Below are 24980 nucleotides of genomic sequence, written 5' to 3'. Positions count from 1 at the left end.
TGCCAGAGGCGTTGTCCCCTCCGTTGGTTGACGTCATGGGCGGGTTTGGAAAACAAAGATGTGATCAAGGCGGGAGTGAAATGGATCAGTTGACCAACAGTTTCCAGCGCCTGTGCCAAGCTGATGGGATGTGAATACGCCTACCGCTCAGGCAAACCTCAGGAAGCCCATGACATGAAGCCCTCTCATGCATCGCACGTCCGTCGAGAATTCTTCAAAGCCATCGGCTTCTACTTGCGCGTTGTCTGGCCGATCTTTTCCGTACTGTTTCTGCTGATCGTGCTGATCGGTCTCATCATCAGCTACCTGGAGGGCTGGGATCCTTTTGACGGCATCTATTTCGGCTTCGTGACCGGTTTGACCATCGGCTATGGAGAGCTCGTGCCGAAACTGGGCGTCTCGCGGATTCTGGCGATTTTGCTGGGGTTCAACGGGGTGCTGATGACGGCGATATTTGCGGCGATCAGCGTTCGAGCGATAGAGGTTGCAGCGCGGGCGACGAGACGGGAAGAGCCGGGTAAGCCGACGGCGTGAAGTCATGCTTGGTTGGTACTGGAAGTCATCGACTCCTGAAAATCCATGCGCGAGGGCGTGGTGTTTACTGCGGTCAACGTGGGAAAAAAAACGGGAACAGTTCATGATTTCTCCTCCCCGTAGTGGGTGTCCCCTTTGTTGTGGTCAGACTTTTTCACCAGCAGACTTTCTTTCCCTTGCGTGGACGGTTGGCGTGGTGAAGGCAAAACAGTGGCCTTTTTCGCAGTCCTCCCCGAATGTTTTTACAACACGTCTCAGGTATCGGCTTTTTATGTCCGTTAAAAAAGACGTGATGAATCCGGCCTGCTCAGACCCGTTCACCTCACTTCCGATCCTGTCAGCCACATTTCAAGGATGATCCATGGTCAGTAAGTCCACGCACTCTAACCAGCAAAAACACCTCGCGGTGCTTATCGACGCTGACAACGCTCAGGCCTCGATCGTCGAAGGGTTGTTTGAGGAGATTGCCAAATACGGCATTGCCAGCGTGAAACGAATGTACGGCGACTGGACCGGACCTCAATTGGGCAGCTGGAAAAAGCTCATGCTTGAGCACTCGATTCAGCCCATCCAACAATTCGCCTACACCAAGGGCAAGAACGCCACCGACAGTTCGTTGATCATCGATGCGATGGATTTACTCTACACCCGCCGTTTTGACGGCTTTTGTCTGGTTTCCAGTGACAGCGACTTCACCCGGCTGGCGGCGCGCCTGCGGGAGGAGGGTATGACGGTCTATGGATTTGGTGAACAAAAGACACCCAAGCCTTTTGTCTCTGCTTGTGACAAGTTCATTTATACCGAGATTCTTCGTGCCGAAGAAGTCGTCGAGCCAGCCAGCCAAGGCGAAAAAGCTCCCAAAACAACTGATTCAGTTACGGAGATGGATAAACAGTCGACGCCGCCACAATCGGCCAAGCCCGCGAAAGTACCTGTGGAGTTCATCGCCAAGATTCTCGACGACATCGCCGAAGAGGATGGTTGGGCGCTGCTGGCCACATTGGGGACAAACATCAGCAAGCTACGTCCTGCCTTCGACTCACGTCTGTATGGCCACACCAAACTCAGCGACCTTATTCGCAGCCAATCCAAATGGTTTGAATTGGAAACTCGAGGGATGTCGCCGACGGGCGGAGCTGTGTTGTACGCACGCAATAAAAACAGAACCCTCGATAACCAAGCCCGCTGATGCGGCGACCAATACAGGTCGGCCAAGCGCAGTCCATGGATGAGATGTACCACTCTTTGAGCAGCCTGATTACTCACTGAATATCTTTCAAGTAATCCCTAAGCGCAATAAGCGGCGCATTAAGCTGTTCCATCGTCCGCGCATTGCTGAAATCAGCTGACAACCTATGCAGTTCACGCCCTAGCGGCGTATCAGCCCCGCCTATAGCGTCCAGCGCCAAACCTACACAGTGCGCCACTCTAGCCTGAATACCCTCGACATCACCCCGGCGAACCAGCAAGCCAAACACCTCCCGCTCATAATCACTCATGATCGGATCATCCCGCAGAATCGGACTTTCCCCCTCCCTCTCATAAGCCAGCTTGAGGGCGAAAAGGGCAACGGTTTCCAGTGGCAATTCCATTGTGTGAATCCTTGATTCGTTGGCTGAGCGGTTTGGGTGGTGGCATTGAAAAGCAAGATCAAAAAGATCGCAGCCTTTGGTAGCTCCTACGCGGTGGCGGGGTGGGGCTCACTTTTCTGTAGGCGAAAAAAAAGGCCTTGCAAAGCAAGACCTTTCTTAATTTTGGTGCCCCGAGGGAGACTCGAACTCCCACTTCTTGCGAAAACGGATTTTGAATCCGCCGCGTCTACCAATTCCGCCATCAGGGCTCAATGGCGGCGAAGTATAGAGATGAGATAACCGTCGGTCAATCAGGTACATGGAGAATTTTTGATATTTCCGCTAGACTTCCCGGCCCTGCTAGACGAACCCCATCATGCGCGTTGCTGACTTTACCTTCGAGCTCCCTGATTCGCTGATCGCCCGCCATCCTTTGGCTGAGCGTCGCAACAGTCGCCTGTTGACCCTTGATGGGGTCAGCGGCGCCCTGGCACACCGTCAATTCACTGATTTGCTTGAGCATTTGCGCCCGGGCGATTTGATGGTGTTTAACAATACCCGGGTGATTCCGGCGCGGCTGTTTGGCCAGAAGGCTTCCGGCGGCAAGCTGGAAATCCTGGTGGAGCGGGTGCTCGATAGTCATCGCGTGCTGGCCCATGTGCGGTCCAGCAAGTCGCCGAAGCCGGGGTCGAAGATCCTGATCGACGGTGGTGGCGAAGCCGAGATGCTGGCGCGTCATGACGCGTTGTTCGAGTTGGGGTTCGCCGAAGAGGTGTTGCCGCTGCTCGACCGCGTCGGGCACATGCCGTTGCCTCCCTATATAGACCGCCCGGACGAAGGCTCGGACCGCGAGCGTTATCAGACGGTCTATGCCGAGCGTTTGGGCGCGGTGGCGGCGCCGACGGCGGGGCTGCATTTCGATCAGCCGCTGATGGAGGCGATTGCCGCCAAGGGCGTCGAAACCGCGTTCGTGACCTTGCACGTCGGTGCGGGTACGTTCCAGCCGGTGCGTGTCGAGAAGATCGAAGATCACCACATGCACAGCGAATGGCTGGAAGTCGGCCAGGATGTGGTCGATGCCGTCGAAGCCTGCCGCGCTCGCGGTGGTCGCGTGGTGGCGGTGGGCACCACCAGCGTGCGTTCCCTGGAAAGTGCCGCGCGCGATGGCGTGCTCAAGCCGTTCAGTGGCGACACCGACATCTTTATTTACCCGGGCCGCCCGTTTCATGTGGTCGATGCCCTGGTCACCAACTTCCATTTGCCCGAATCCACGCTGTTGATGCTGGTTTCGGCGTTTGCCGGTTATCCCGAAGCCATGGCTGCCTATAAAGCAGCGGTGGAGCATGGTTACCGCTTTTTCAGCTACGGTGATGCGATGTTTATCACCCGTAATCCGGCGCCACGCGGCCCTGAGGAAACAGTATGAGTCGTATGTCGTTTGAGTTGCTTGCTACCGACGGCAAGGCTCGTCGCGGTCGTTTGACCTTTCCACGCGGTACCGTAGAAACCCCGGCCTTCATGCCGGTGGGCACCTATGGCACCGTCAAGGGCATGTTGCCGCGGGATATCACCGCCACGGGCGCGGAAATCATTCTGGGCAACACCTTCCACTTGTGGCTGCGCCCTGGCACCGAAGTGATCAAGAAGCACGGCGACCTGCACGATTTCATGCAGTGGAAAGGCCCGATTCTGACCGACTCCGGCGGTTTCCAGGTGTTCAGCCTGGGCGCGATGCGCAAGATCAAGGAGGAGGGCGTGACCTTCGCCTCCCCGGTCGATGGCGCCAAAGTGTTCATGGGCCCGGAAGAGTCGATGCAGGTCCAGCGCGACCTGGGCTCGGACATCGTGATGATCTTTGACGAATGCACCCCGTACCCGGCCGACGAAGACGTCGCGCGGGTATCGATGGAGCTGTCGTTGCGTTGGGCCAAGCGTTCGAAAGAAGCCCATGGCGACAACACGGCGGCGCTGTTCGGCATCGTTCAGGGCGGCATGCACCAGGATTTGCGCATGCGCTCCCTGGAAGGCCTCGACAAGATCGGCTTCGATGGCCTGGCCATTGGCGGTCTGTCGGTGGGCGAGCCGAAGCACGAGATGATCAAGGTGCTGGATTACCTGCCGGGCCAGATGCCGGCTGACAAACCTCGTTACCTTATGGGCGTTGGCAAACCGGAAGATCTGGTTGAGGGTGTGCGCCGCGGTGTGGACATGTTCGATTGCGTGATGCCAACCCGTAATGCCCGCAATGGGCATCTGTTCATTGATACAGGCGTGCTGAAGATCCGTAACGCGTTCCATCGCCATGATGATTCGCCGCTGGATCCGACCTGCGATTGCTACACCTGCCAGAACTTCTCCCGTGCTTATCTGCACCATCTGGACAAGTGTGGCGAAATGCTGGGTAGCATGTTGAATACCATCCACAATTTGCGCCATTACCAGGTGCTTATGGCTGGTTTGCGCGAGGCTATTCAACAGGGTACATTGGCCGCCTTTGTCGATGCCTTCTACGCCAAACGCGGGTTACCTGTTCCGCCTTTGGACTGAGTTTTCTGACCCCAAGATTCAACATTTGCAACTGGAGTGCTAAATGAGCTTTTTTATCTCTAATGCCATGGCTGACGCTGCTGCACCTGCTGCAGGCCCAATGGGCGGCGGCTTTGAGTGGATTTTCCTGGTCGGTTTCCTGGTCATCTTCTACCTGATGATCTGGCGTCCACAGGCCAAGCGCGCCAAAGAGCAGAAAACCCTGCTGGGCAGCCTGCAAAAAGGTGACGAAGTTGTGACCACCGGTGGTATCGCCGGCAAGATCACCAAAGTGTCCGACGACTTCGTTGTACTGGAAGTCTCCGACACCGTCGAAATGAAGTTCCAGAAAGGCGCCATTGCCGCCACGCTGCCAAAAGGCACGCTCAAAGCGATCTAAGTTTCAACTTCTACTCAATCGACGGGGCGCGCAAGGCGCCCCGCGTCATAAGCGGGCGGCGTGATGCTGAACAAATACCCTCTGTGGAAATACATTCTGATCCTGGCGGTGCTAGCGGTCGGTCTGATTTATTCCGCTCCCAATCTATATCCTGATGACCCGGCCATTCAGGTCAGCGGTGCAAGCACTTCGCTGCAGGTCAATCAGGCTGATCTGGATCGTGTGAGCGCAGCGCTCAAGGAATCCGGGATCAACGTCAAGGCTGCCACCCTGGCGGAAAACGGCAAGGGCGGGCTGATTCGTCTGACCAAGGCTGAAGACCAGTTACCTGCCAAAGACGTCGTGCGCAAGGCATTGGGTGATGACTACGTCGTTGCACTGAACCTGGCACAAACCACCCCGCAATGGCTGCGCAGCCTGGCCGCGCACCCGATGAAGCTGGGTCTGGACTTGTCCGGTGGCGTGCACTTCCTGCTGGAAGTGGACATGGATAAAGCCCTCGACGCTCGCTTGAAAGTGTACGAAGGCGATGTGAAGAGCCTGTTGCGTAAAGAGAAACTGCGCTATCGCAGCCTGCCGCAACTCAACGGTGCCATTCAGCTGGGCTTCACTGATGAAGCAGCCCGCGAACAAGCCCGTGCGCTGATCCGCAAGAGCTTCAACGATTTCGATATTGTTCCGGCCGACCTCAATGGGCAGCCGGTACTGCGTCTGGCGATGACCCCGGCCAAGCTGGCGGAAATCCGCGAATACTCCATCAAGCAGAACTTGACCACGGTACGTAACCGCGTCAACGAGCTGGGTGTTGCCGAGCCAATCGTTCAGCGCCAGGGCGCCAACCGCATCGTGGTTGAGCTGCCGGGCGTGCAGGACACCGCCGAAGCCAAGCGTATCCTCGGCAAGACGGCCAACCTTGAGTTCCGTCTGGCCGCCGAGCCAGGCGCTTCGAAAGCCACTTCCGAAACCTTCGAGTTCCGTGAAGGCAATCGTCCACCCGCACAGATCGAGCGCGGCTTGATCATCACCGGTGACCAGGTGACTGACGCCAAGGCTGGCTTCGGCGAGCAAGGCACGCCGGAAGTGAACATCCGTCTGGATGGCCACGGTGGCGAGCTGATGAGTCGTGCGACTCGCAGCAACGTCGGTCGCAGCATGGCGGTGATCTTTATCGAGCAACGTCCGGTTACCTCTTACGTCAAGCAAGTGGTCAACGGCGTCGAGAAAGAAGTGCCGGTCCAGACGTTCAAGGAAGAGAAAAAGATCATCAGCCTGGCGACCATCCAGTCGCCGCTGGGTGCTCAATTCCGCATCACCGGCCTGAACGGTCAGGGCGAGTCGTCCGAACTGGCGCTGCTGCTGCGTGCCGGTGGTCTGGCTGCACCAATGTACTTCGCTGAAGAGCGCACCATTGGCCCAAGCCTGGGTGCCGACAACATTGTCAAAGGTATCGATGCGTCGCTGTGGGGCATGCTGTTTGTCTCGCTGTTCATCATCGCCATCTACCGCTTCTTCGGCATCATCGCCACCGTCGCGCTGGCGGTGAACATGGTGCTGCTGCTGGCCCTGATGTCGCTGCTGGGTGCAACGCTGACCCTGCCGGGTATCGCCGGTATCGTGTTGACCATGGGTATGGCCGTCGACGCCAACGTTTTGATCTTCTCGCGGATACGTGAAGAGATCGCGGCGGGCATGAGCGTGCAACGGGCAATCAACGAAGGCTTCGGCCGGGCATTCACCGCGATTCTCGACGCCAACCTGACAACCTTGTTGGTCGGCGGGATTCTCTTTGCAATGGGCACCGGCCCGGTCAAGGGCTTCGCAGTGACCATGTCCCTCGGGATCTTTACCTCGATGTTCACGGCCATCATGGTGACCCGCGCGATGGTCAACCTGATCTTCGGCGGTCGTGACTTCAAGAAGTTGTGGATTTAAGGGGCTGCCATGTTACGTACAATCAACTTCATGGGCGTTCGCAACTTTGCGTTCGGCGTCACATTGTTCCTCACGGCACTGGCATTGTTCAGTGTCGCCACCAAGGGCATGAACTGGGGCCTGGACTTCACCGGCGGTACGCTCATCGAGCTGACCTACGAGCGTCCGGCCGACGTCACCAAGGTGCGTGAGCAGCTGGTTACATCGGGTTATAACGATGCGGTCGTTCAGAGCTTCGGTGCGACTACCGATTTGCTGGTGCGTATGCCAGGTGAAGACCCGCAGCTGGGTCATCAAGTGGCAGAGGCGCTGTTGAAAGTCGGCGGCGATAACCCGGCAACGGTCAAGCGTGTTGAGTTCGTCGGCCCTCAGGTCGGTGAAGAGCTGCGCGACCAGGGCGGCCTCGGCATGCTGATGGCGCTCGGCGGCATCCTGATCTACCTGGCTTTCCGCTTTCAGTGGAAGTTCGCGGTCGGTGCCATCGTTTCGTTGATTCACGACGTGATCGTGACCATCGGTATCCTGTCGTTCTTCCAGATCACCTTCGACCTGACAGTGCTGGCGGCGGTGCTGGCGATTATCGGTTACTCGCTCAACGACACCATCGTGGTGTTCGACCGGGTTCGTGAGAACTTCCGCGTACTGCGCAAGGCGACCCTGATCGAGAACATCAACATCTCGACCACGCAAACCCTGCTGCGGACCATGGCGACGTCGATCTCCACCTTGCTGGCGATCGCGGCCCTGTTGTTCTTTGGTGGCGACAACCTGTTCGGCTTCTCTATCGCGCTGTTTATCGGTGTGTTGGCGGGTACCTACTCGTCGATCTACATCGCCAACGTCGTGCTGATCTGGCTGAACCTGAGCACCGAGGATCTGATCCCGGCAGTGGCTACCGACAAGGAAGTCGACGACCGCCCATAACGGCTATCGTTTTCCAGCTGTCGGCCGAAAAGGCGCGAGTATTGAACTCGCGCCTTTTTTTATGCTCCAAGGCTGGGAGAAGCGCGGGCTTGTCCCGTATGTGATGGTCAGGAGGTTCATGTGAACAAGTCGTTGCTGGTTGGTGCGGTATTGGGTGCTGTCGGTGTAACAGCCGGGGGTGCTGTTGCCACCTACAAGCTGGTTAATAGCGGCCCTGAATATGCGCAAGTTCTAGCCGTTGAACCGGTCAAGACGCAAATCAAGACGCCACGTGAAGTGTGCAAGGACGTAGCGGTTACCCGGCAAGCGCCGGTAAAAGATCAACACCAGATCGCCGGTACGGTGGTTGGTGCGCTGGCGGGTGGTCTGTTGGGTAATCAGATCGGCGGCGGTACTGGCAAGAAGATCGCCACAGTGGCCGGTGCGGTCGGCGGCGGTTATGCGGGTAACAAGGTGCAGGAAGGCATGCAGGAGCGTGACACCTACACCACGACTCAAACCCGCTGTAACACGGTGCATGACATCAGCGACAAGGTTGTAGGTTACGACGTGCGTTATTCGCTGGATGGCAAGGAAGGCAAAGTGCGGATGGATCGCGATCCGGGCAACCAGATTCCGGTCGACAAGGACGGTAAATTGGTCCTGTCGCAGAACGAGCCGGCTCCAGCTCAATAATCAGCTGATTGCCAAAATCAAAAAGAAGCACTCTGCGGGGTGCTTTTTTTGTGCCCGGGATTTATGCCTCACCACCAATCCCTTGTGGGAGCGGGCTTGCTCGCGAAGGCGGCTTCACATTCAATATTGACGGTGGCTGATACACCGCTTTCGCGAGCAAGCCCGCTCCCACATTGAACCTGTGGTGTTTTCGGGAATTGGATTTCAGGCATAAAAAAAGCACCCCGAGAGGTGCTTTTTTGTGGCTGCTCGCTTAGCGTTTCAGCGAGGCCGGCAGGTGCGGCTGGATGGCCGTCAGTACTGCTTTAAAGCATTTGGTGTTACCGGCAACGACATGGCCTTTCTCAAGGAAGTCGTGACCGCCGGTGAAGTCGCTCACCAAGCCGCCAGCTTCCTGGATCAGCAGGGCGCCTGCAGCCATGTCCCACTCGGACAGGCCCGACTCCCAGAAGGCGTCGAAACGGCCGGCCGCTACGTAAGCCAGGTCCAGGCTTGCCGAGCCCGCGCGGCGGATGCCGGCAGTCTGGCCAACCAGGGCGCGGAACATGCCCAGGTAGTTGTCGAGGTTGTCCATTTGGTCATCGCGGAACGGGAAGCCGGTACCCAGCAGGGCGCCGTCCAGGCTGGTGCGGCCGCTAACGCGCAGACGACGACCGTTCAGTTGAGCGCCGCGACCACGGCTGGCGGTGAATTCTTCCTGGCGAACCGGGTCCAGAACCACAGCGTGTTCCAGGCGACCGCGGTATTTGCAGGCGATGCTGACAGCGAAGTGAGGAATGCCGCGCAGGAAGTTGGTGGTGCCGTCCAGTGGGTCGATGATCCACAGGTACTCTTCGCCTTCGATCCCGGTGCCGGCGTGCATGCCGGTTTCTTCACCCATGATCGAGTGATTCGGGTAGGCCTTGCGCAGCGCGTCGATGATTTTTTGCTCAGCGGCGCGATCCACCTCGGATACGTAATCCTTGGCGTCTTTTTCGTCGACCTTGATGGTATCCAGGCGCTCGATGGAGCGGAAGATCAATTCACTGGCGCTGCGGGCGGCGCGCAGCGCGATATTCAGCATGGGCTGCATGGATGTGTCACCTAAGGTTGTTAAAGAAAGCCGGGCATTCTATCAGAAAGTTTCTACAGGAGAAGGTCAGTGTTCGCTTTCATAGCTTAACGGTAGGTTGAGCTGTAAGATTCTGCTCCCCATTAAAGTGTTCGAGAGCGCCTCCCTTGCTGCAAAACATTCGTGTCGTCCTGGTCAATACCAGCCACCCCGGGAATATCGGCGGTGCTGCGCGTGCCATGAAGAACATGGGCCTGTCGCGGCTGGTGCTGGTCGAACCGCGGTTGTTCCCGCACCATGAGGCCGATGCTCGTGCTTCCGGTGCCGGTGACATCCTTGAAAACGCGCAAGTCGTCGCCACCTTGGAAGATGCCTTGGTCGGCTGCAATCTGGTGCTCGGCACCAGCGCCCGTGACCGTCGCATTCCCTGGCCGTTGCTCGATCCCCGCGAATGCGGCGTGAAAGTGGTCGAGGAGGCAGCGCAGGGTGCCGAGATTGCCTTGGTCTTTGGCCGAGAAGATTCCGGCCTGACCAATGAAGAGCTGCAGCGATGTCATTATCACGTGCACATCCCATCAGACCCTGAGTTCAGTTCGCTGAACCTTGGGGCGGCGGTTCAGGTGTTGAGTTATGAAGTGCGCATGTCCTGGCTGGCGGCCCAAGGCCGGCCGAGCAAGGTCGAGAAGGAAGAAGTGGCCTCCGTCAAAAGCGCTGAGCTGGCGACCATGGATGAGCTGGAGCGATTCTATGAGCACCTGGAGCAAACCCTGGTGGCCATTGAATTCCTCGATCCGGAAAAGCCGCGGCACTTGATGGCGCGCCTGCGCCGGTTGTATGGACGCAGCTCGGTCAGCCGGGCGGAAATGAATATATTGCGTGGCATCCTCACGGAAACCCAGAAAGCGGCCCGTGGTGAGCTTCTTAAGCGGAAGGATTAAAAATGTTCGAGCGTTTGCGTGAAGATATCCAGAGTGTTTTCCATCGTGATCCGGCAGCGCGCAACGCCTTTGAAGTTCTGACGTGCTACCCGGGCATGCACGCCATCTGGATCCACCGCTTGTCGTCAGCTCTGTGGGGCATGGGCTGGAAGTGGCTGGCGCGACTGGTGTCGAACTTCGGTCGCTGGTTGACCGGGATCGAAATCCATCCGGGTGCCAAGGTCGGTCGTCGCTTCTTTATCGACCATGGCATGGGCATCGTCATCGGTGAAACTGCTGAGATCGGCAATGACGTCACTCTTTATCAGGGCGTAACCCTAGGTGGCACCAGCTGGAACAAGGGCAAGCGCCACCCGACGCTTGAAGATGGCGTAGTGGTCGGGGCAGGGGCCAAGGTGCTTGGCCCGTTTACGGTCGGTGCCGGCGCCAAGGTTGGTTCCAATGCCGTGGTGACCAAGGCGGTCCCGCCCGGGGCGACAGTGGTGGGGATTCCAGGCCGGATTATCGTCAAGTCCGATGAAGAGCAGGACGCCAAACGCAAGGCGATGGCCGAGAAGATCGGTTTCGATGCCTATGGGGTGGGTGAAGACATGCCGGATCCGGTGGCGCGTGCCATCAATCAGTTGCTCGATCATTTGCAGGCTGTAGATGGTCGACTTGAAGGGATGTGCGGGGCGCTGAAGGATCTGGGCAGTAATTACTGTGCGAAAGATCTGCCTGAGCTGCGCGAAGAAGACTTCGCCTGTGTGAAGGATAAGGATCAGAGTCAGGCTAGCTAAACCGCGCCGACCTCTTCGCGAGCAAGCCCGCTCCCACATTGGATCTTCTGTGCCCACATATTCTGTGTTCGACGAAGGTCTGGTGTGGGAGTGAGCCTGCTCGCGATGAACGATAACGCGCAATTGCTGGCTGTACGCCGCCAGCCTTTGCTATGATGCGCCCGCTCTTTTGCGGGTAATCCCGAGTAAAGCACTAGGTCTTATAGTTGACTTAAATACTCGGGAATTGCATACTCGCCCCATTCCGAACTCCGTGGTAATTGTCCATGCGACTGACTACAAAAGGCCGATACGCCGTGACCGCCATGCTTGACCTGGCGTTGCACGCGCAGCACGGGCCGGTGTCCCTGGCCGATATCTCCGAGCGCCAAGGCATCTCCCTGTCCTACCTCGAACAGCTCTTCGCCAAATTGCGCCGCAGCAATCTGGTGTCCAGCGTCCGTGGTCCGGGCGGCGGCTATCAGCTGTCGCGCGACATGCAGGGTATCCAGGTCGCCCAGGTGATCGATGCGGTGAACGAATCGGTCGATGCAACCAAATGCCAGGGCCAGGGTGATTGCCATCAAGGCGACACCTGCCTGACCCACCACTTGTGGTGCGATCTGAGCCTGCAGATTCACGAATTTCTCAGCGGTATCAGCTTGGCTGACCTTGTCACTCGCCGTGAGGTACAAGAAGTAGCCCAGCGTCAGGATCAGCGCCGTTGCAACAGCAAGGCGCCACGCCTGGACAAGATTGAAGCGTCCGCCGTCGAATGACAGCCAAAGAGCTAGCGGCACGCCAGCCAGCCTGATTTAGGAGATAGTCCATGAAATTGCCGATTTACCTTGATTACTCTGCGACCACCCCGGTTGATCCGCGTGTCGCGCAAAAGATGAGTGAATGCCTGCTGGTCGACGGAAACTTCGGTAACCCGGCGTCCCGTTCCCACGTGTTCGGCTGGAAAGCTGAAGAGTCCGTCGAAAACGCTCGTCGTCAGGTCGCTGACCTGGTTAACGCCGATCCGCGTGAAATCGTCTGGACCTCCGGTGCCACCGAGTCCGACAACCTGGCAATCAAGGGTGCGGCGCATTTCTATGCCACTAAAGGCAAGCACCTGATCACCACCAAGATTGAGCACAAGGCTGTCCTCGACACCATGCGCCAACTGGAGCGTGAAGGCTTCGAAGTCACCTACATCGAGCCTCGCACTGATGGCCTGGTCACTCCGGAGATGATCGAAGCCGCCCTGCGCGACGACACCATCCTGGTTTCGGTCATGCACGTGAACAACGAAATCGGCACCATCAACGACATCGCAGCCATCGGCGAACTGACCCGTTCCAAGGGCATCCTGTTCCACGTCGACGCCGCTCAGTCCACCGGCAAGGTCGATATCGACCTGTCGAAGCTGAAAGTCGACATGATGTCGTTCTCTGCCCACAAAACCTATGGCCCTAAAGGCATCGGCGCACTGTACGTGAGCCGCAAGCCGCGTGTTCGCATCGAAGCGACCATGCACGGCGGCGGTCACGAACGTGGCATGCGTTCCGGCACCCTGGCGACCCACCAGATCGTCGGCATGGGCGAAGCCTTCCGGGTAGCCAAGGAAGACATGGTTGCCGAGAACATCCGCATCAAGGCCCTGAGTGACCGCTTCTTCAAACAGGTCGAAGGCCTGGAAGAGCTGTACATCAACGGCAGCATGACCGCTCGTGTTCCGCACAACCTGAACCTGAGCTTCAACTACGTTGAAGGTGAGTCGCTGATCATGGCGCTCAAGGACCTGGCGGTTTCGTCCGGTTCGGCCTGCACCTCGGCTTCCCTTGAGCCTTCGTACGTGCTGCGCGCCCTGGGCCGCAACGACGAACTGGCACACAGCTCGATTCGCTTCACCTTCGGCCGTTTCACCACCGAAGAAGAAATCGACTACGCCGCGCAGAAAGTCTGCGAGGCCGTTACCAAGCTGCGCACTCTGTCGCCGCTGTGGGACATGTACAAAGACGGTGTCGACATTTCGAAAATCGAGTGGGCGGCACACTGATTTCAAGTCGCCGCAAACCGGCCCTGTGAACCTTCGGGCGCAGGGCTTCAAGAGCGACTCTCTGATGAGTGAGGATTAAGAATCATGGCTTACAGCGAAAAGGTCATCGACCACTACGAGAACCCGCGCAACGTCGGCAAGATGGACGCGGAAGACCCAGATGTCGGCACCGGCATGGTCGGCGCTCCGGCGTGCGGCGATGTGATGCGCCTGCAAATCAAGGTCAACGAGCAAGGCATCATCGAAGACGCCAAGTTCAAGACCTACGGTTGCGGTTCGGCTATCGCCTCCAGCTCCCTGGCGACCGAGTGGATGAAAGGCAAGACTCTGGATGAAGCAGAGACCATCAAAAACACTCAGCTGGCCGAAGAACTGGCTCTGCCGCCAGTAAAAATTCACTGCTCCGTACTTGCTGAAGACGCTATCAAAGCGGCCGTTCGCGACTACAAGCAGAAGAAAGGCTTGATCTGACTTTCAAGATTTGGCGACGAGTAAGGAGTCACCGATGGCTATCAGCATGACAGAAGCGGCTGCTCAACACGTGCGACGCTCCCTCAACGGGCGCGGCAAAGGTGAAGGGATTCGTCTGGGTGTTCGCACCACAGGCTGTTCCGGCCTTGCCTACGTGCTGGAGTTTGTCGACGAGGTGGTTGCAGAGGATCAGGTGTTCGAAAGTCACGGCGAGAAAGTGATCATCGACCCGAAAAGCCTGGCCTACCTGGACGGTACCGAACTCGATTTCGTCAAGGAAGGGTTGAACGAAGGCTTCAAGTTCAACAACCCCAACGTTCGCGGTGAATGTGGCTGCGGCGAAAGCTTCAACATTTGAGGCTTGTCGTGGGTACTCCTTGTCATTTCGCTTTATTTGAGCTGCAACCGAGTTTCGATCTGGACCTCGATCAGCTGGCTACGCGCTACCGTGAGTTGGCGCGCGGCGTTCATCCAGACCGCTTCGCTGATGCTTCCGAGCGTGAGCAGCGGCTGGCGCTAGAGCAATCCGCGAGCCTCAACGAGGCCTACCAGACGCTCAAAAATCCACCCAAGCGCGCGCGTTACCTGCTCGCCTTGAATGGTGGCGAGCTGCCGCTGGAGGTCACGGTGCATGATCCGGAGTTTCTTCTGCAGCAGATGGAGTTGCGTGAAGAGCTCGAAGACCTGCAGGACAGTGCCGACCTCAATGGCGTTGCCGTCTTCAAGCGTCGCCTGAAGGTTGCCCAGGATGAACTGAACCAAAGCTTCTCGGCTTGCTGGAACGATGCTGCGCAACGTGAACGGGCCGAACGCCTGATGCGGCGCATGCAGTTTCTCGACAAGCTCACCTACGAAGTGCGCCAGTTAGAAGAGCGCCTCGACGATTAACCCAGTGCCGCTCCGGTCGCACGCCTGATATACAGATAAGTCCTGATAACGATGGCCCTACTGCAGATCGCCGAACCCGGCCAAAGTCCTCAACCGCACCAGCGTCGTCTGGCTGTGGGGATCGACTTGGGCACTACCAATTCGCTGGTCGCTGCTTTGCGCAGTGGTCTTTCCGAGCCTCTGGCTGACGCTGACGGGCAGGTCATCCTGCCGTCCGCGGTGCGCTACCACGCTGATCGCGTTGAAGTCGGCGAGTCGGCCAAGCTGGCTGCCGCCACCGACCCTTTGAACACCGTGCTGTCGGTCAAGCGCTTGATGGGTCGTGGTTTGTCCGACGTCAAGCAATTGGGCGACCAACTGCCGTACCGCTTCGTCGGCGGCGAGTCGCACATGCCGTTCATCGACACGATCCAGGGCCCGAAAAGCCCGGTCGAAGTTTCCGCCGATATCCTGAAAGTGCTGCGTCAGCGCGCCGAAGCGACGTTGGGTGGCGAACTGGTAGGTGCGGTGATCACCGTTCCGGCCTATTTCGACGATGCTCAGCGTCAAGCCACCAAGGATGCGGCCAAACTGGCTGGCCTTAACGTGCTGCGGCTGCTCAACGAGCCGACTGCCGCCGCTGTGGCTTACGGTCTGGATCAGCACGCTGAAGGCCTGGTCGCCATTTATGACCTGGGCGGCGGTACCTTCGATATTTCGATTCTGCGCCTGACGGGCGGTGTGTTTGAGGTTTTGGCTACCGGCGGCGACAGCGCGCTGGGCGGCGATGACTTCGACCATGCAATTGCCGGCTGGATCATCGAGAGCGCCGGTCTGTCTGCTGACCTCGATCCGGGTGCGCAACGCAATCTGCTGCAAACCGCTTGTGCGGCCAAAGAAGCCCTGACCAATGCCTCGTCCGTTGAAGTCGCTTATGGCGACTGGAAAGCCGAGCTGACCCGTGAAGCCTTCAATGCGCTGATCGAGCCAATGGTCGCCCGCAGCCTGAAAGCCTGTCGCCGCGCTGTGCGTGATTCCGGCATCGAGCTGGACGAAGTGCACGCGGTCGTCATGGTGGGCGGTTCGACCCGTGTGCCTCGCGTCCGCGAAGCCGTCGCAGAAGCCTTCGGTCGCGAGCCGCTGACCGAAATCGATCCGGATCAAGTGGTGGCCATCGGAGCCGCGATCCAGGCCGATACGCTGGCCGGCAACAAGCGCGATGGCGATGAACTGCTGCTGCTCGATGTGATTCCGTTGTCCCTGGGGCTGGAAACCATGGGCGGACTGATGGAGAAGGTGATTCCGCGCAACACCACCATTCCTGTCGCCCGCGCTCAGGACTTCACGACTTATAAAGATGGCCAGTCGGCCATGGCGATCCACGTATTGCAGGGCGAGCGCGAGCTGATCAGCGACTGCCGCTCCCTGGCACGCTTCGAATTGCGCGGCATTCCGGCGATGGTGGCCGGTGCGGCGAAGATTCGCGTGACTTTCCAGGTCGATGCCGACGGTCTGCTCAATGTTTCTGCCCGCGAGCTGGGCTCGGGCATTGAGGCCAGCATCCAGGTCAAGCCGTCCTACGGTCTGACGGACGGCGAAATTGCCAAGATGCTCAAGGATTCCTTCCAGCACGCCAGCGACGACAAGGTCGCTCGTGTCTTGCGTGAACAGCAGGTCGATGCGCAGCGCCTGATCGAAGCGGTGCAGGGCGCCCTCGACGTCGATGGCGAGCGCTTGCTCGACGCCGAAGAGCGCATGGTCATCGAATTGCAGATGCAGGAACTGACCGAACTGATGAAAGGCACCGATGGTTACGCCATCGAGCAGCAGACCAAGCGTCTGTCGCAAGTGACCGACGCCTTTGCTGCCCGCCGCTTGGACTCGACGGTGAAAGCCGCGCTGGCGGGGCGCAACCTGAATGAGATTGAGGAATAACGATGCCACAGGTCATTTTTCTGCCACACGAGAAGTTCTGCCCGGAAGGTATGGTTGTGGAGGCTGAGCCTGGCATATCCATTCTCGAGCTGGCCCACGAACACCATATCGAGATGGAAAGCGCCTGTGGCGGCGTCTGCGCCTGCACCACCTGCCACTGCATCATCCGCGAAGGTTTCGACTCGCTGGAAGAAGCGGATGAGCTGGAAGAAGACTTTCTGGATCGTGCCTGGGGTCTGGAGGCGCAATCGCGTCTAGGCTGTCAGGCGATTGTCGGGAATGAAGACCTGACTGTCGAAATTCCAAAATACTCGGTCAACCATGCGGCTGAAGCGCCGCACTGATTCAAGGAACTGAAATGAGTCTGAAATGGGTTGATGTGCTGGAAATCGCGATCCAGCTGGCTGAATCCAAGCCGGATGTGGATCCGCGTTATGTGAACTTCGTCGATCTGCACAAATGGGTGCTGGCATTGCCGGAGTTCAGTGATGATCCGACCCGCGGTGGCGAGAAGGTGCTTGAAGCCATTCAGGCCGCCTGGATCGAAGAAGCAGACTGAGTCTGCGCCGTATGCAGTTAGGCAATACCCAAGAACCCGCGTATAATTCGCGGGTTTAATTTTTCGCAAATTACCGTTTCTGGAGTTACACCATGGCTGTTCAACGTACTTTCTCCATCATCAAGCCTGACGCTGTTGCAAAAAACGTTATCGGCGAGATCACCACTCGTTTCGAAAAAGCTGGCCTGCGCGTTGTAGCTTCGAAACTGAAGCAACTGTCCAAAGCTGAAGCTGAAGGCTTCTACGCTGAGCACAGCGCTCGTGGTTTCTTCAACGACCTGGTTGCCTTCATGATCTCCGGCCCGGTTGTCGTTCAGGTTCTGGAAGGCGAAAACGCTATCGCTCTGAACCGTGAGCTGATGGGCGCTACCAACCCTAAAGAAGCTGCTGCCGGCACCATCCGCGCTGACTTCGCTGATTCCATCGACGCCAACGCTGTACACGGTTCGGACTCCGAAGCCGCTGCTGCTCGCGAAATCTCGTACTTCTTCGCAGCTACTGAAGTAACCACTCGCTAAGCATTGGCTTAAGAGTGAAGGTGAATCCATGACTACATCGACTGTAAAAACCAACCTGCTGGGTCTGACTCAACAGGAAATGGAAAAATTCTTCGACTCGATCGGGGAGAAGCGTTTCCGTGCCGGTCAGGTAATGAAATGGATTCACCACCTTGGCGTCGATGATTTCGACGCCATGACGAACGTCAGCAAGGCCTTGCGCGACAAGCTCAAGGCTATTGCCGAGGTTCGCGGTCCTGAAGTGGTCAGCGAGGACATTTCCACCGATGGCACCCGTAAGTGGGTGGTGCGCGTGGCGTCCGGCAGCTGCGTCGAGACCGTGTACATCCCCCAGGGCAAACGTGGAACTTTGTGCGTTTCGTCCCAGGCAGGCTGTGCCCTGGATTGCAGTTTCTGCTCCACCGGCAAGCAAGGTTTCAATAGCAACCTCACCGCCGCCGAAGTGATCGGTCAGGTGTGGATTGCCAATAAATCGTTCGGCAGCATCCCGGCGACCGCCGACCGTGCCATCACCAACGTGGTGATGATGGGCATGGGTGAGCCGCTGCTGAACTTCGACAACGTCGTTGCCGCCATGCATCTGATGATGGATGACCTGGGCTACGGGATCTCCAAGCGCCGCGTAACCCTGTCTACATCGGGTGTGGTGCCGATGATCGATGAGCTGTCCAAGCACATCGACGTCTCCCTGGCGTTGTCCCTGCACGCACCGAACGACGCATTGCGTAACCAATTGGTGCCGATCAACAAGAAATATCCGCTTAAGATGCTGCTCGAGTCGTGCCAGCGTTACATGTCGTCCCTGGGCGAGAAGCGCGTGCTGACCATCGAGTACACCTTGCTCAAGGACATCAACGACAAGGTTGAACATGCCGTTGAGATGATCGAGTTGCTCAAGAACATCCCGTGCAAGATCAACCTGATTCCGTTCAACCCGTTCCCGCATTCCGGTTACGAGCGTCCGAGCAACAACGCGATTCGTCGTTTCCAGGATCAGCTTCACCATGCCGGCTTCAATGTCACCGTCCGCACCACCCGCGGTGAAGACATCGATGCCGCGTGTGGCCAATTGGTAGGACAGGTGCTGGATCGCACCCGTCGCAGCGAACGTTATATCGCCGTGCGCGAGTTGAGCGCCGAAAACGATATCGCACAGAACGCTGCGAACAATAATTAAGAGAGGATCTCTATGTCCCTGCGCTTCGCGCTGCTTTTGCTGTTGGCCAGCCTGTGTGCTGGTTGTGTCCTGTCGGGCGATTTCAACCCGATGAAGACCAGCAAGGGGCGCGATGAAGCGCGTGTTGCCTATGTGCAGCTGGGGTTGGGGTACTTGCAGCAGGGCATGACCGAACGGGCGAAAGTACCGTTGAAGAAAGCGCTGGACCTGGATGACTCGGACCCGGATGCCAACGCTGCGCTGGGTCTGGTATTCCAGGCAGAGATGGAGCCGGAGCTGGCGGATAAGCATTTTCGCAAGGCGCTGTCTTCCAGCCCCAACGATGCGCGAATCCTGAACAACTACGGCAGTTTTCTTTTCGAAGAGAAACGCTACAAAGAAGCTTACGAGCGCTTTGAACAGGCCGCGGCCGACACTTTGTATCCTGAGCGTTCGCGGGTGTTCGAGAACCTCGGAATGACCGCTTCGAAGCTGGGGCAGCGCGATCTGGCGCAGCAGCAGCTGGAAAAAGCCCTGCGGTTGAATCGCCAACAACCGCGTGCATTGCTGGAAATGGCTGAGTTGTCCTTCGAAGACAGGCATTATGTGCCCGCGCGCGACTATTACGATCGTTTTAGCCTGCTCACCGAGCAAAATGCACGTAGTCTATTGCTCGGCGTTCGGCTGGCAAAAGTGTTTGATGATCGCGACAAGGCCGCCAGTTTTGGCCTGCAACTAAAACGACTCTATCCCGGTACGCCGGAATATCAGCAATACCTGTCGGAGCAATGATGAAAGCGGCGCATCCCGAAGTTGTAGCAGCGAATCGCGTTAATCCCGGTGAAACTTTACGCCAGGCTCGCGAAAGCAATGGCTGGTCGCTGGCCGAAGTGGCCCTCAAGCTCAACCTCACCGTTAATTCCCTGAGCAATCTGGAAGCCGGCGCTTTCGACAAGCTGCCTGGGCATACCTTTGCTCGCGGTTATATTCGTGCCTACGCGAAATTGCTCGGCATGGATCAAACCGTACTGGTCCAGCAGTTCGACCAATCCACCGGCACCGACTCCCAGGGCAGCAACGTCCATAGCCTGGGACGTATCGAAGAGCCGGTTCGGGTTTCCCATACTATTTTGCGAGTGGTCAGCCTGCTGTTGCTGTTTGCAGTGATCGGTGGTGGTTTTGTCTGGTGGCAGGATCAGACCTCATTGCGTACCAAAGACCTGACTAGCCTGAGCCCGGAACACGTGGAAGTCGAAGGCGCTGACGGCACCACGCAGATCCATCCGCTGGACGAGCCGGAAGACCAGGCCGTCGCGCAAGGTCAGGCTGACGGCACCACCGCTCTTGCATTGCCGCAAGCCGATACGTCGGCTGAAGCGCCGGCCGAAACTGAAGCGACTGCACCGGTTGCACCAGCGCCCGCTGCACCTGCCCACAGCACCGCTCCGGTTGTCTCGATTCCAGTCGCGCCAGCCCCGACAGCTCCTGTGGTATCAACCCCGCCTGCGAGCGCTTCGGTTACTCCGACCATTCCCCCTTCGGCAGCGGTTGCTCCGGTTGCCGGCCAGGGTCAGGTTCAACTGCAATACACTGCCGATTGCTGGACGCAAGTGACCGATGGCACCGGCAAGGTGTTGTTGAGCGGTCTCAAGCGCAAAGGCGAAAACGTTTCCGTGAGCGGCAAGCCACCGTTTTCCGTGCGTCTGGGCTTCGCCCGCGGCGCGCAGGTCAGCTACAACGGGCAGGTGGTTGATGTCGCTCCGTTCACCAGTGGCGAGACTGCTCGCCTGAAGTTGGGTCAATAAGTCATGCACGGCGAATCTCCAATCAAACGTCGCGAATCTCGCAAGATCTGGGTCGGTAACGTGCCTGTTGGCGGCGATGCGCCTATCGCTGTGCAGAGCATGACCAACAGCGACACCAACGATGTCGCCGCCACCGTGGCCCAGATCAATCGTCTGGAAGCGGCTGGCGTCGATATCGTGCGTATTTCCGTGCCCGACATGGATGCCGCTGAAGCCTTCGGCAAGATCAAGCAACTGGTCAAGGTGCCGTTGGTTGCCGACATCCACTTCGACTACAAAATCGCTCTGCGTGTAGCCGAACTGGGCGTTGACTGCCTGCGCATCAATCCGGGCAACATCGGCCGCGAAGACCGCGTGCGTGCGGTAGTCGATGCCGCTCGCGATCGCGGGATTCCGATCCGCATCGGCGTGAACGCCGGTTCCCTGGAAAAAGACCTGCAAAAGAAATACGGCGAGCCGACTCCGGCTGCGCTGGTTGAATCTGCCCTGCGTCACGTCGAACACCTTGAGCGCCTGAATTTCCAGGACTTCAAGGTCAGTGTGAAAGCTTCCGACGTGTTCATGGCCGTCGCCGCTTACCGCTTGCTGGCCAAGGAAATCGTCCAGCCGCTGCACCTGGGCATCACCGAAGCCGGTGGTTTGCGTTCAGGCACAGTGAAATCCGCCGTGGGCCTCGGTATGCTGCTCGCCGAAGGGATTGGCGATACTATTCGCATCTCGTTGGCGGCCGACCCGGTCGAGGAAGTGAAAGTCGGCTACGACATTCTCAAATCCCTGCATTTGCGTTCCCGTGGCATCAACTTCATCGCCTGCCCGAGCTGCTCGCGGCAGAACTTCGATGTGGTCAAGACCATGAACGAGCTGGAAGGGCGCCTCGAAGACCTGCTGGTGCCGCTGGATGTCGCGGTCATCGGTTGCGTGGTCAACGGACCGGGTGAAGCCAAGGAAGCCCATATCGGCTTGACCGGCGGCACGCCAAACCTGATTTACATCGATGGCAAGCCGGCGCAGAAACTGACGAATGACAATCTGGTGGATGAGCTTGAACGCTTGATCCGCCAGAAAGCGGCCGAAAAGGTCGAAGCTGACGCTGCCTTGATCGCGCGTGGCTGAGCCTGACTAAAGAGCCGAACGAATTTAAGGATTTTAAAGTGAGCAAGTCTCTGCAAGCCATACGTGGCATGAACGACATCCTGCCCGAGCAGACTCCCCTGTGGCGTCATTTCGAAGGCACCGTCTCGCGTTTGCTGGATAACTACGGTTACAAGCAGATCCGCATGCCGATCGTCGAGTTCACCGAGCTGTTCAAGCGCTCCATCGGTGAAGTGACCGACATCGTCGAAAAAGAGATGTACACCTTCGACGACCGCAACGGCGACTCCCTGACCCTGCGCCCCGAAGGCACAGCGGCCTGCGTGCGTGCGGTGCTCGAGCACGGTATCACCGGCGGTGGCCAGGTGCAGAAACTCTGGTACATCGGCCCGATGTTCCGCCACGAACGTCCGCAGAAAGGCCGTTATCGCCAGTTCCACCAGATCGGTTGCGAAGTCTTCAACCTCGACGGTCCGGACATCGACGCCGAGCTGATCGTGCTGACCTGGCGACTGTGGGGCGAGCTGGGCATCCGTGATGCGGTCAAGCTTGAACTCAACAGCCTCGGCACTGCCGAGTCCCGTGGTCGTTATCGCGAAGCGTTGGTCGAGTTCCTTTCGGCCCGTTTGGACATGCTGGACGAAGACAGCCAGCGCCGTCTGAAAACCAACCCTTTGCGGGTTCTGGATACCAAGAACGCTGACACTCAAGCCGTGTTGGCCGACGCGCCGAAAATGGCCGACTACCTCGACGAAGAATCCCGCGTGCACTTCGAGGGCCTCAAGGCTCGCCTGGACGCCGCCGGCATTCCTTACGTGATCAACCCGAAGCTGGTTCGCGGGCTGGATTACTACAGCAAGACCGTTTTCGAATGGGTCACCGACAAACTGGGCGCCCAGGGCACCGTGTGTGCCGGTGGTCGTTACGACGGTCTGGTGGAGCAGATGGGCGGCAAGCCGACCCCTGGCGTTGGTTTCGCCATGGGCATCGAGCGCCTGGTGCTGTTGCTTGAAACCCTGGAGCAGATCCCGGAAGAGATTTCCCGTCAGGTCGACGTCTACCTCTGCGCCTTCGGTGAAGCCGCCGAGCTGGCCGGCCTGGCCCTGAGTGAACGTGTTCGTGATCAATTGCCCAACCTGCGCCTGCAAGTGAATGCCGGTGCCGGCAGCTTCAAAAGCCAGTTCAAGAAAGCCGACAAGAGTGGTGCGTTGTACGCGCTGATCCTCGGTGACGACGAAATGGCCCAGCAAGTGGTAGGTTTCAAACCCCTGCGTGGCCAGGGCGAACAACAAAGCATTGCCTGGGATGCGCTTGCAGCACACCTGGCCACCTGCGTCGTGCAGGGTTGAAGCTGTCAAACAGCCGATTTAGCGATTAAGGAGTATTGGGGTGTCGAGTACCGAAGACGAACATCTGGCGGAGTTGAAGGACTGGTGGACACGCAACGGCAAGCCCCTGGTCACTGGCGGCCTGTTGGCGCTGGTCATCGTGTTCGGCTGGCAGGCTTTTCAAAAGTATCAGAGCAATCAGTCGCAAGGCGCCTCGGTGCTCTATCAGCAACTGCTGGAAACCACGCTGACGCCCGACGGCAAGCCTGATGCTGCCCGTGTTGCGGACCTGGCCGGCAAGCTCAACAGCGAGTTCGGCGGTAGCGCTTACGCGCAGTACGGCAGCCTGTTCATGGCAAAAGTTGCGGTCGACAGCGGCAAGCTGGATGACGCAGCCGGCGAGCTGAAAGCGATTGTTGCCAAGCCGGCCAACCCGGCGCTGGGCGAAATTGCTCGTCAGCGCCTGGCGCAGGTGCTGGCCGCGCAGAACAAGGCCGATGAAGCCCTGAAACTGCTCGAAGGCGATGCCGATAAAGCATTCCTGGCTACTCGCGAAGAACTCAAGGGCGACCTGCTGGTGCAGTTGGGTCGTACCGACGAAGCGAACACGGCGTATCAAAAAGCCAAGGCGGCACTGTCGGATGAAGCGGCAGTGGGTGGCCTGCAAATCAAGCTGGACGATCTGGCCAAAGGGGATGCGTGACGTGATTCGTTGGAAACATGCAGCATTGCTGGCTCTGGCCATATTGGCCGCGGGTTGCAGCAGCAACAGCAAAAAAGAACTGCCACCGGCCGAGTTGACCGACTTCAAAGAAGAAGTGGTTCTGCAAAAGCAGTGGAGTCGTTCGATCGGTGACGGTCAGGGCCAGTCGTACAACATGCTGGTTCCGGCGATCGATGGCGATACCATCTATGCCGCCGACGTCACCGGTGTGGTGATGGCGATGGATCGCAGCAATGGCGACGTCAAATGGAAGAAAGATCTCGAATTGCCTGTATCCGGCGCTGTCGGCGTCAGTTACGGTCTGCTCCTGATCGGTACGATCAAGGGCGAAATCGTTGCCCTGGATGCCATCAACGGTGAAGAGAAATGGCGCGCTCGCGTGTCCAGTGAAGTCCTCGCACCGCCGGCCAACAACGGTGATGTCGTTGTCGTTCAGACTCAGGATGACCGTCTGATCGGTCTGGATGCCGCTACCGGCAACCAGCGCTGGTTGTATGACAGCACTCCAGCGGTATTGACCCTGCGCGGCACCAGCGCGCCGATCGTCACCAACCGCCTCGCGGTGGCTGGCCTGTCGACCGGTAAAGTGGTCGCTCTCGATATTTCCAACGGCGTGCCGGTGTGGGAACAACGTGTAGCAATTCCACAGGGTCGTTCGGAACTGGAGCGCGTTGTCGATATCGACGGCGGCCTGCTGCTTTCCGGCGAAACGCTGTACGTCGCCAGCTACCAGGGTCGCGTTGCGGCACTGGACCTGCAAAGCGGTCGTCAGCTCTGGCAGCGTGATGCTTCCAGCTATGCCGGTGTTGCCCAGGGTTTTGGCAACGTCTACGTGAGTCTGTCTTCGGGCACCGTTGAAGGCGTCGACGAACGTTCCACCACAGCCTTGTGGAGCAACGATTCGCTGGCTCGTCGTCAACTGTCGGCTCCGGAAGTGTTCTCCAGCTACGTTGCAGTCGGCGACATGGAAGGCTACCTGCATCTGCTGAGCCAGGTGGACGGTCGTTTCGTCGGCCGCGAGCGCATCGACAGCGATGGCCTGCGTGCCCGTCCGCTGGTGGTGGGTGACACGATTTATCTGTATGGCAACAGTGGCAAGCTGGAAGCCCTGACCATTAAGTAAAGGTTTGACTATGCTTGGGGTTTAACCCCAGGCAGCCTTGCTCTGCAAG

At 58.2% G+C, this 24980-nt stretch carries 28 protein-coding genes and 1 tRNA gene; 26 read left to right on the top strand and 3 right to left on the bottom strand.

Features of this window, described 5'->3' with window-relative positions:
* Positions 1–174: 174 nt before the first annotated feature.
* Both PFAS1_RS06155 and PFAS1_RS06150 read left to right on the top strand, forming a co-directional pair.
* A complete protein-coding gene (locus PFAS1_RS06155; protein ID WP_076028541.1) occupies positions 175–534 on the top strand; it encodes a potassium channel family protein in 360 nt (119 codons plus the stop codon).
* Positions 535–895: 361 nt separating this feature from the next.
* The gene (locus tag PFAS1_RS06150; protein WP_076028540.1) at positions 896–1723 is read left to right on the top strand and encodes an NYN domain-containing protein; all 828 of its coding nucleotides are present in this window, start codon (positions 896–898) and stop codon (positions 1721–1723) included.
* Between the two features lie 73 nt (positions 1724–1796).
* Here PFAS1_RS06150 and PFAS1_RS06145 read toward each other — a convergent pair whose 3' ends face one another.
* Together PFAS1_RS06145 and PFAS1_RS06140 are read right to left on the bottom strand one after the other, a co-directional pair.
* Positions 1797–2126, bottom strand: a complete 330-nt coding sequence (locus PFAS1_RS06145; protein ID WP_076028539.1) for a hypothetical protein — start codon at positions 2124–2126, stop codon at positions 1797–1799.
* 163 nt (positions 2127–2289) lie between these two features.
* Positions 2290–2374 (bottom strand) — tRNA-Leu (locus tag PFAS1_RS06140).
* A 107-nt stretch (positions 2375–2481) separates the two neighbouring features.
* On the opposite strand from PFAS1_RS06140, the gene queA reads away from it, so the two are divergent.
* The 6 genes from queA to PFAS1_RS06110 all read left to right on the top strand — a co-directional run bounded on the left by queA (position 2482) and on the right by PFAS1_RS06110 (position 8562).
* The gene (gene queA / locus PFAS1_RS06135) at positions 2482–3531 is read left to right on the top strand and encodes a tRNA preQ1(34) S-adenosylmethionine ribosyltransferase-isomerase QueA (protein WP_074873938.1); all 1050 of its coding nucleotides are present in this window, start codon (positions 2482–2484) and stop codon (positions 3529–3531) included.
* A gap of 5 nt (positions 3532–3536) precedes the next feature.
* A complete protein-coding gene (gene tgt / locus PFAS1_RS06130) occupies positions 3537–4652 on the top strand; it encodes a tRNA guanosine(34) transglycosylase Tgt (protein WP_162130615.1) in 1116 nt (371 codons plus the stop codon).
* A 43-nt stretch (positions 4653–4695) separates the two neighbouring features.
* A complete protein-coding gene (yajC, locus tag PFAS1_RS06125; protein WP_007903559.1) occupies positions 4696–5031 on the top strand; it encodes a preprotein translocase subunit YajC in 336 nt (111 codons plus the stop codon).
* A 63-nt stretch (positions 5032–5094) separates the two neighbouring features.
* Complete coding sequence (secD, locus tag PFAS1_RS06120; RefSeq protein ID WP_074873940.1) at positions 5095–6963, top strand: protein translocase subunit SecD; 1869 nt, start codon at positions 5095–5097, stop codon at positions 6961–6963.
* A 9-nt stretch (positions 6964–6972) separates the two neighbouring features.
* Entirely contained in the window at positions 6973–7887 is a 915-nt protein-coding gene (gene secF, locus PFAS1_RS06115) for a protein translocase subunit SecF (protein WP_076028538.1), read from the top strand.
* A 120-nt stretch (positions 7888–8007) separates the two neighbouring features.
* On the top strand, positions 8008–8562 hold the full coding sequence (locus PFAS1_RS06110) for a glycine zipper 2TM domain-containing protein (protein ID WP_076028537.1): 555 nt from the start codon (positions 8008–8010) through the stop codon (positions 8560–8562).
* Between the two features lie 253 nt (positions 8563–8815).
* Here the strand turns inward: PFAS1_RS06110 and suhB are convergent, their stop codons facing one another.
* A complete protein-coding gene (gene suhB, locus PFAS1_RS06105; RefSeq protein WP_007982736.1) occupies positions 8816–9634 on the bottom strand; it encodes a type III secretion system regulator SuhB in 819 nt (272 codons plus the stop codon).
* 146 nt (positions 9635–9780) lie between these two features.
* Here suhB and trmJ point away from each other — a divergent pair, with 146 nt between their 5' ends.
* The 18 genes from trmJ to bamB all read left to right on the top strand — a co-directional run bounded on the left by trmJ (position 9781) and on the right by bamB (position 24931).
* On the top strand, positions 9781–10551 hold the full coding sequence (gene trmJ / locus PFAS1_RS06100) for a tRNA (cytosine(32)/uridine(32)-2'-O)-methyltransferase TrmJ (RefSeq protein WP_076028536.1): 771 nt from the start codon (positions 9781–9783) through the stop codon (positions 10549–10551).
* A gap of 2 nt (positions 10552–10553) precedes the next feature.
* Positions 10554–11330, top strand: a complete 777-nt coding sequence (gene cysE, locus PFAS1_RS06095; protein ID WP_007903579.1) for a serine O-acetyltransferase — start codon at positions 10554–10556, stop codon at positions 11328–11330.
* Between the two features lie 266 nt (positions 11331–11596).
* Complete coding sequence (gene iscR / locus PFAS1_RS06090; protein ID WP_007903581.1) at positions 11597–12088, top strand: Fe-S cluster assembly transcriptional regulator IscR; 492 nt, start codon at positions 11597–11599, stop codon at positions 12086–12088.
* A 50-nt stretch (positions 12089–12138) separates the two neighbouring features.
* Positions 12139–13353: an IscS subfamily cysteine desulfurase gene (locus tag PFAS1_RS06085; RefSeq protein ID WP_074873944.1), complete on the top strand. Its 1215-nt coding sequence runs from the start codon at positions 12139–12141 to the stop codon at positions 13351–13353.
* A gap of 84 nt (positions 13354–13437) precedes the next feature.
* On the top strand, positions 13438–13824 hold the full coding sequence (iscU, locus tag PFAS1_RS06080; RefSeq protein WP_003443374.1) for a Fe-S cluster assembly scaffold IscU: 387 nt from the start codon (positions 13438–13440) through the stop codon (positions 13822–13824).
* A 34-nt stretch (positions 13825–13858) separates the two neighbouring features.
* Positions 13859–14182, top strand: a complete 324-nt coding sequence (gene iscA, locus PFAS1_RS06075) for an iron-sulfur cluster assembly protein IscA (RefSeq protein WP_007903589.1) — start codon at positions 13859–13861, stop codon at positions 14180–14182.
* A gap of 8 nt (positions 14183–14190) precedes the next feature.
* The gene (gene hscB, locus PFAS1_RS06070; RefSeq protein WP_076028535.1) at positions 14191–14712 is read left to right on the top strand and encodes a co-chaperone HscB; all 522 of its coding nucleotides are present in this window, start codon (positions 14191–14193) and stop codon (positions 14710–14712) included.
* A 51-nt stretch (positions 14713–14763) separates the two neighbouring features.
* The gene (gene hscA, locus PFAS1_RS06065) at positions 14764–16626 is read left to right on the top strand and encodes a Fe-S protein assembly chaperone HscA (RefSeq protein ID WP_074873946.1); all 1863 of its coding nucleotides are present in this window, start codon (positions 14764–14766) and stop codon (positions 16624–16626) included.
* 2 nt (positions 16627–16628) lie between these two features.
* Positions 16629–16970 (top strand): ISC system 2Fe-2S type ferredoxin, encoded by a 342-nt coding sequence (gene fdx, locus PFAS1_RS06060; protein WP_074873947.1) that lies wholly within the window; start codon positions 16629–16631, stop codon positions 16968–16970.
* 14 nt (positions 16971–16984) lie between these two features.
* Positions 16985–17185, top strand: a complete 201-nt coding sequence (gene iscX / locus PFAS1_RS06055) for a Fe-S cluster assembly protein IscX (RefSeq protein WP_008147746.1) — start codon at positions 16985–16987, stop codon at positions 17183–17185.
* A gap of 92 nt (positions 17186–17277) precedes the next feature.
* Positions 17278–17703 (top strand): nucleoside-diphosphate kinase, encoded by a 426-nt coding sequence (ndk, locus tag PFAS1_RS06050; protein ID WP_007903599.1) that lies wholly within the window; start codon positions 17278–17280, stop codon positions 17701–17703.
* Positions 17704–17731: 28 nt separating this feature from the next.
* Entirely contained in the window at positions 17732–18880 is a 1149-nt protein-coding gene (rlmN, locus tag PFAS1_RS06045) for a dual-specificity RNA methyltransferase RlmN (RefSeq protein ID WP_074873948.1), read from the top strand.
* A 12-nt stretch (positions 18881–18892) separates the two neighbouring features.
* A complete protein-coding gene (pilW, locus tag PFAS1_RS06040) occupies positions 18893–19651 on the top strand; it encodes a type IV pilus biogenesis/stability protein PilW (RefSeq protein ID WP_074873949.1) in 759 nt (252 codons plus the stop codon).
* Positions 19651–20664, top strand: coding sequence for a RodZ domain-containing protein (locus PFAS1_RS06035; protein WP_076028534.1), 1014 nt, complete (start codon positions 19651–19653; stop codon positions 20662–20664). The genes pilW and PFAS1_RS06035 overlap by 1 nt, the downstream gene beginning before the upstream one ends.
* A 3-nt stretch (positions 20665–20667) precedes the next feature.
* A complete protein-coding gene (gene ispG / locus PFAS1_RS06030; RefSeq protein ID WP_076028533.1) occupies positions 20668–21777 on the top strand; it encodes a flavodoxin-dependent (E)-4-hydroxy-3-methylbut-2-enyl-diphosphate synthase in 1110 nt (369 codons plus the stop codon).
* Between the two features lie 38 nt (positions 21778–21815).
* Positions 21816–23105: a histidine--tRNA ligase gene (gene hisS / locus PFAS1_RS06025; protein ID WP_076028532.1), complete on the top strand. Its 1290-nt coding sequence runs from the start codon at positions 21816–21818 to the stop codon at positions 23103–23105.
* Positions 23106–23145: 40 nt separating this feature from the next.
* Complete coding sequence (locus PFAS1_RS06020) at positions 23146–23787, top strand: YfgM family protein (RefSeq protein ID WP_074873953.1); 642 nt, start codon at positions 23146–23148, stop codon at positions 23785–23787.
* Positions 23780–24931 (top strand): outer membrane protein assembly factor BamB, encoded by a 1152-nt coding sequence (bamB, locus tag PFAS1_RS06015; RefSeq protein WP_074873954.1) that lies wholly within the window; start codon positions 23780–23782, stop codon positions 24929–24931. The genes PFAS1_RS06020 and bamB overlap by 8 nt, the downstream gene beginning before the upstream one ends.
* Positions 24932–24980: the final 49 nt, after the last annotated feature.

Origin of the sequence: Pseudomonas frederiksbergensis (assembly GCF_001952935.1) — a bacterium.
GTDB classification, from domain to species: domain Bacteria; phylum Pseudomonadota; class Gammaproteobacteria; order Pseudomonadales; family Pseudomonadaceae; genus Aquipseudomonas; species Aquipseudomonas frederiksbergensis.
The sequence above is the reverse complement of the archived record's forward strand: the minus strand, read 5'-3'. Positions and strand labels throughout refer to the sequence as shown.

Bases quoted from the DNA above. Each gene is read 5' to 3' on its own strand.
- queA (WP_074873938.1), top strand. From the start codon at position 2,482: ATGCGCGTTGCTGACTTTACCTTCGAGCTCCCTGATTCGCTGATCGCC.
- ndk (WP_007903599.1), top strand. From the start codon at position 17,278: ATGGCTGTTCAACGTACTTTCTCCATCATCAAGCCTGACGCTGTTGCA.
- iscR (WP_007903581.1), top strand. From the start codon at position 11,597: ATGCGACTGACTACAAAAGGCCGATACGCCGTGACCGCCATGCTTGAC.
- bamB (WP_074873954.1), top strand. From the start codon at position 23,780: ATGCGTGACGTGATTCGTTGGAAACATGCAGCATTGCTGGCTCTGGCC.
- PFAS1_RS06035 (WP_076028534.1), top strand. From the start codon at position 19,651: ATGAAAGCGGCGCATCCCGAAGTTGTAGCAGCGAATCGCGTTAATCCC.
- tgt (WP_162130615.1), top strand. From the start codon at position 3,537: ATGTCGTTTGAGTTGCTTGCTACCGACGGCAAGGCTCGTCGCGGTCGT.
- yajC (WP_007903559.1), top strand. From the start codon at position 4,696: ATGAGCTTTTTTATCTCTAATGCCATGGCTGACGCTGCTGCACCTGCT.
- hscA (WP_074873946.1), top strand. From the start codon at position 14,764: ATGGCCCTACTGCAGATCGCCGAACCCGGCCAAAGTCCTCAACCGCAC.
- PFAS1_RS06150 (WP_076028540.1), top strand. From the start codon at position 896: ATGGTCAGTAAGTCCACGCACTCTAACCAGCAAAAACACCTCGCGGTG.
- iscU (WP_003443374.1), top strand. From the start codon at position 13,438: ATGGCTTACAGCGAAAAGGTCATCGACCACTACGAGAACCCGCGCAAC.
- cysE (WP_007903579.1), top strand. From the start codon at position 10,554: ATGTTCGAGCGTTTGCGTGAAGATATCCAGAGTGTTTTCCATCGTGAT.
- secF (WP_076028538.1), top strand. From the start codon at position 6,973: ATGTTACGTACAATCAACTTCATGGGCGTTCGCAACTTTGCGTTCGGC.
- fdx (WP_074873947.1), top strand. From the start codon at position 16,629: ATGCCACAGGTCATTTTTCTGCCACACGAGAAGTTCTGCCCGGAAGGT.
- iscA (WP_007903589.1), top strand. From the start codon at position 13,859: ATGGCTATCAGCATGACAGAAGCGGCTGCTCAACACGTGCGACGCTCC.
- iscX (WP_008147746.1), top strand. From the start codon at position 16,985: ATGAGTCTGAAATGGGTTGATGTGCTGGAAATCGCGATCCAGCTGGCT.
- PFAS1_RS06155 (WP_076028541.1), top strand. From the start codon at position 175: ATGAAGCCCTCTCATGCATCGCACGTCCGTCGAGAATTCTTCAAAGCC.
- pilW (WP_074873949.1), top strand. From the start codon at position 18,893: ATGTCCCTGCGCTTCGCGCTGCTTTTGCTGTTGGCCAGCCTGTGTGCT.
- PFAS1_RS06145 (WP_076028539.1), bottom strand. From the start codon at position 2,126: ATGGAATTGCCACTGGAAACCGTTGCCCTTTTCGCCCTCAAGCTGGCT.
- PFAS1_RS06085 (WP_074873944.1), top strand. From the start codon at position 12,139: ATGAAATTGCCGATTTACCTTGATTACTCTGCGACCACCCCGGTTGAT.
- rlmN (WP_074873948.1), top strand. From the start codon at position 17,732: ATGACTACATCGACTGTAAAAACCAACCTGCTGGGTCTGACTCAACAG.
- secD (WP_074873940.1), top strand. From the start codon at position 5,095: ATGCTGAACAAATACCCTCTGTGGAAATACATTCTGATCCTGGCGGTG.
- ispG (WP_076028533.1), top strand. From the start codon at position 20,668: ATGCACGGCGAATCTCCAATCAAACGTCGCGAATCTCGCAAGATCTGG.
- suhB (WP_007982736.1), bottom strand. From the start codon at position 9,634: ATGCAGCCCATGCTGAATATCGCGCTGCGCGCCGCCCGCAGCGCCAGT.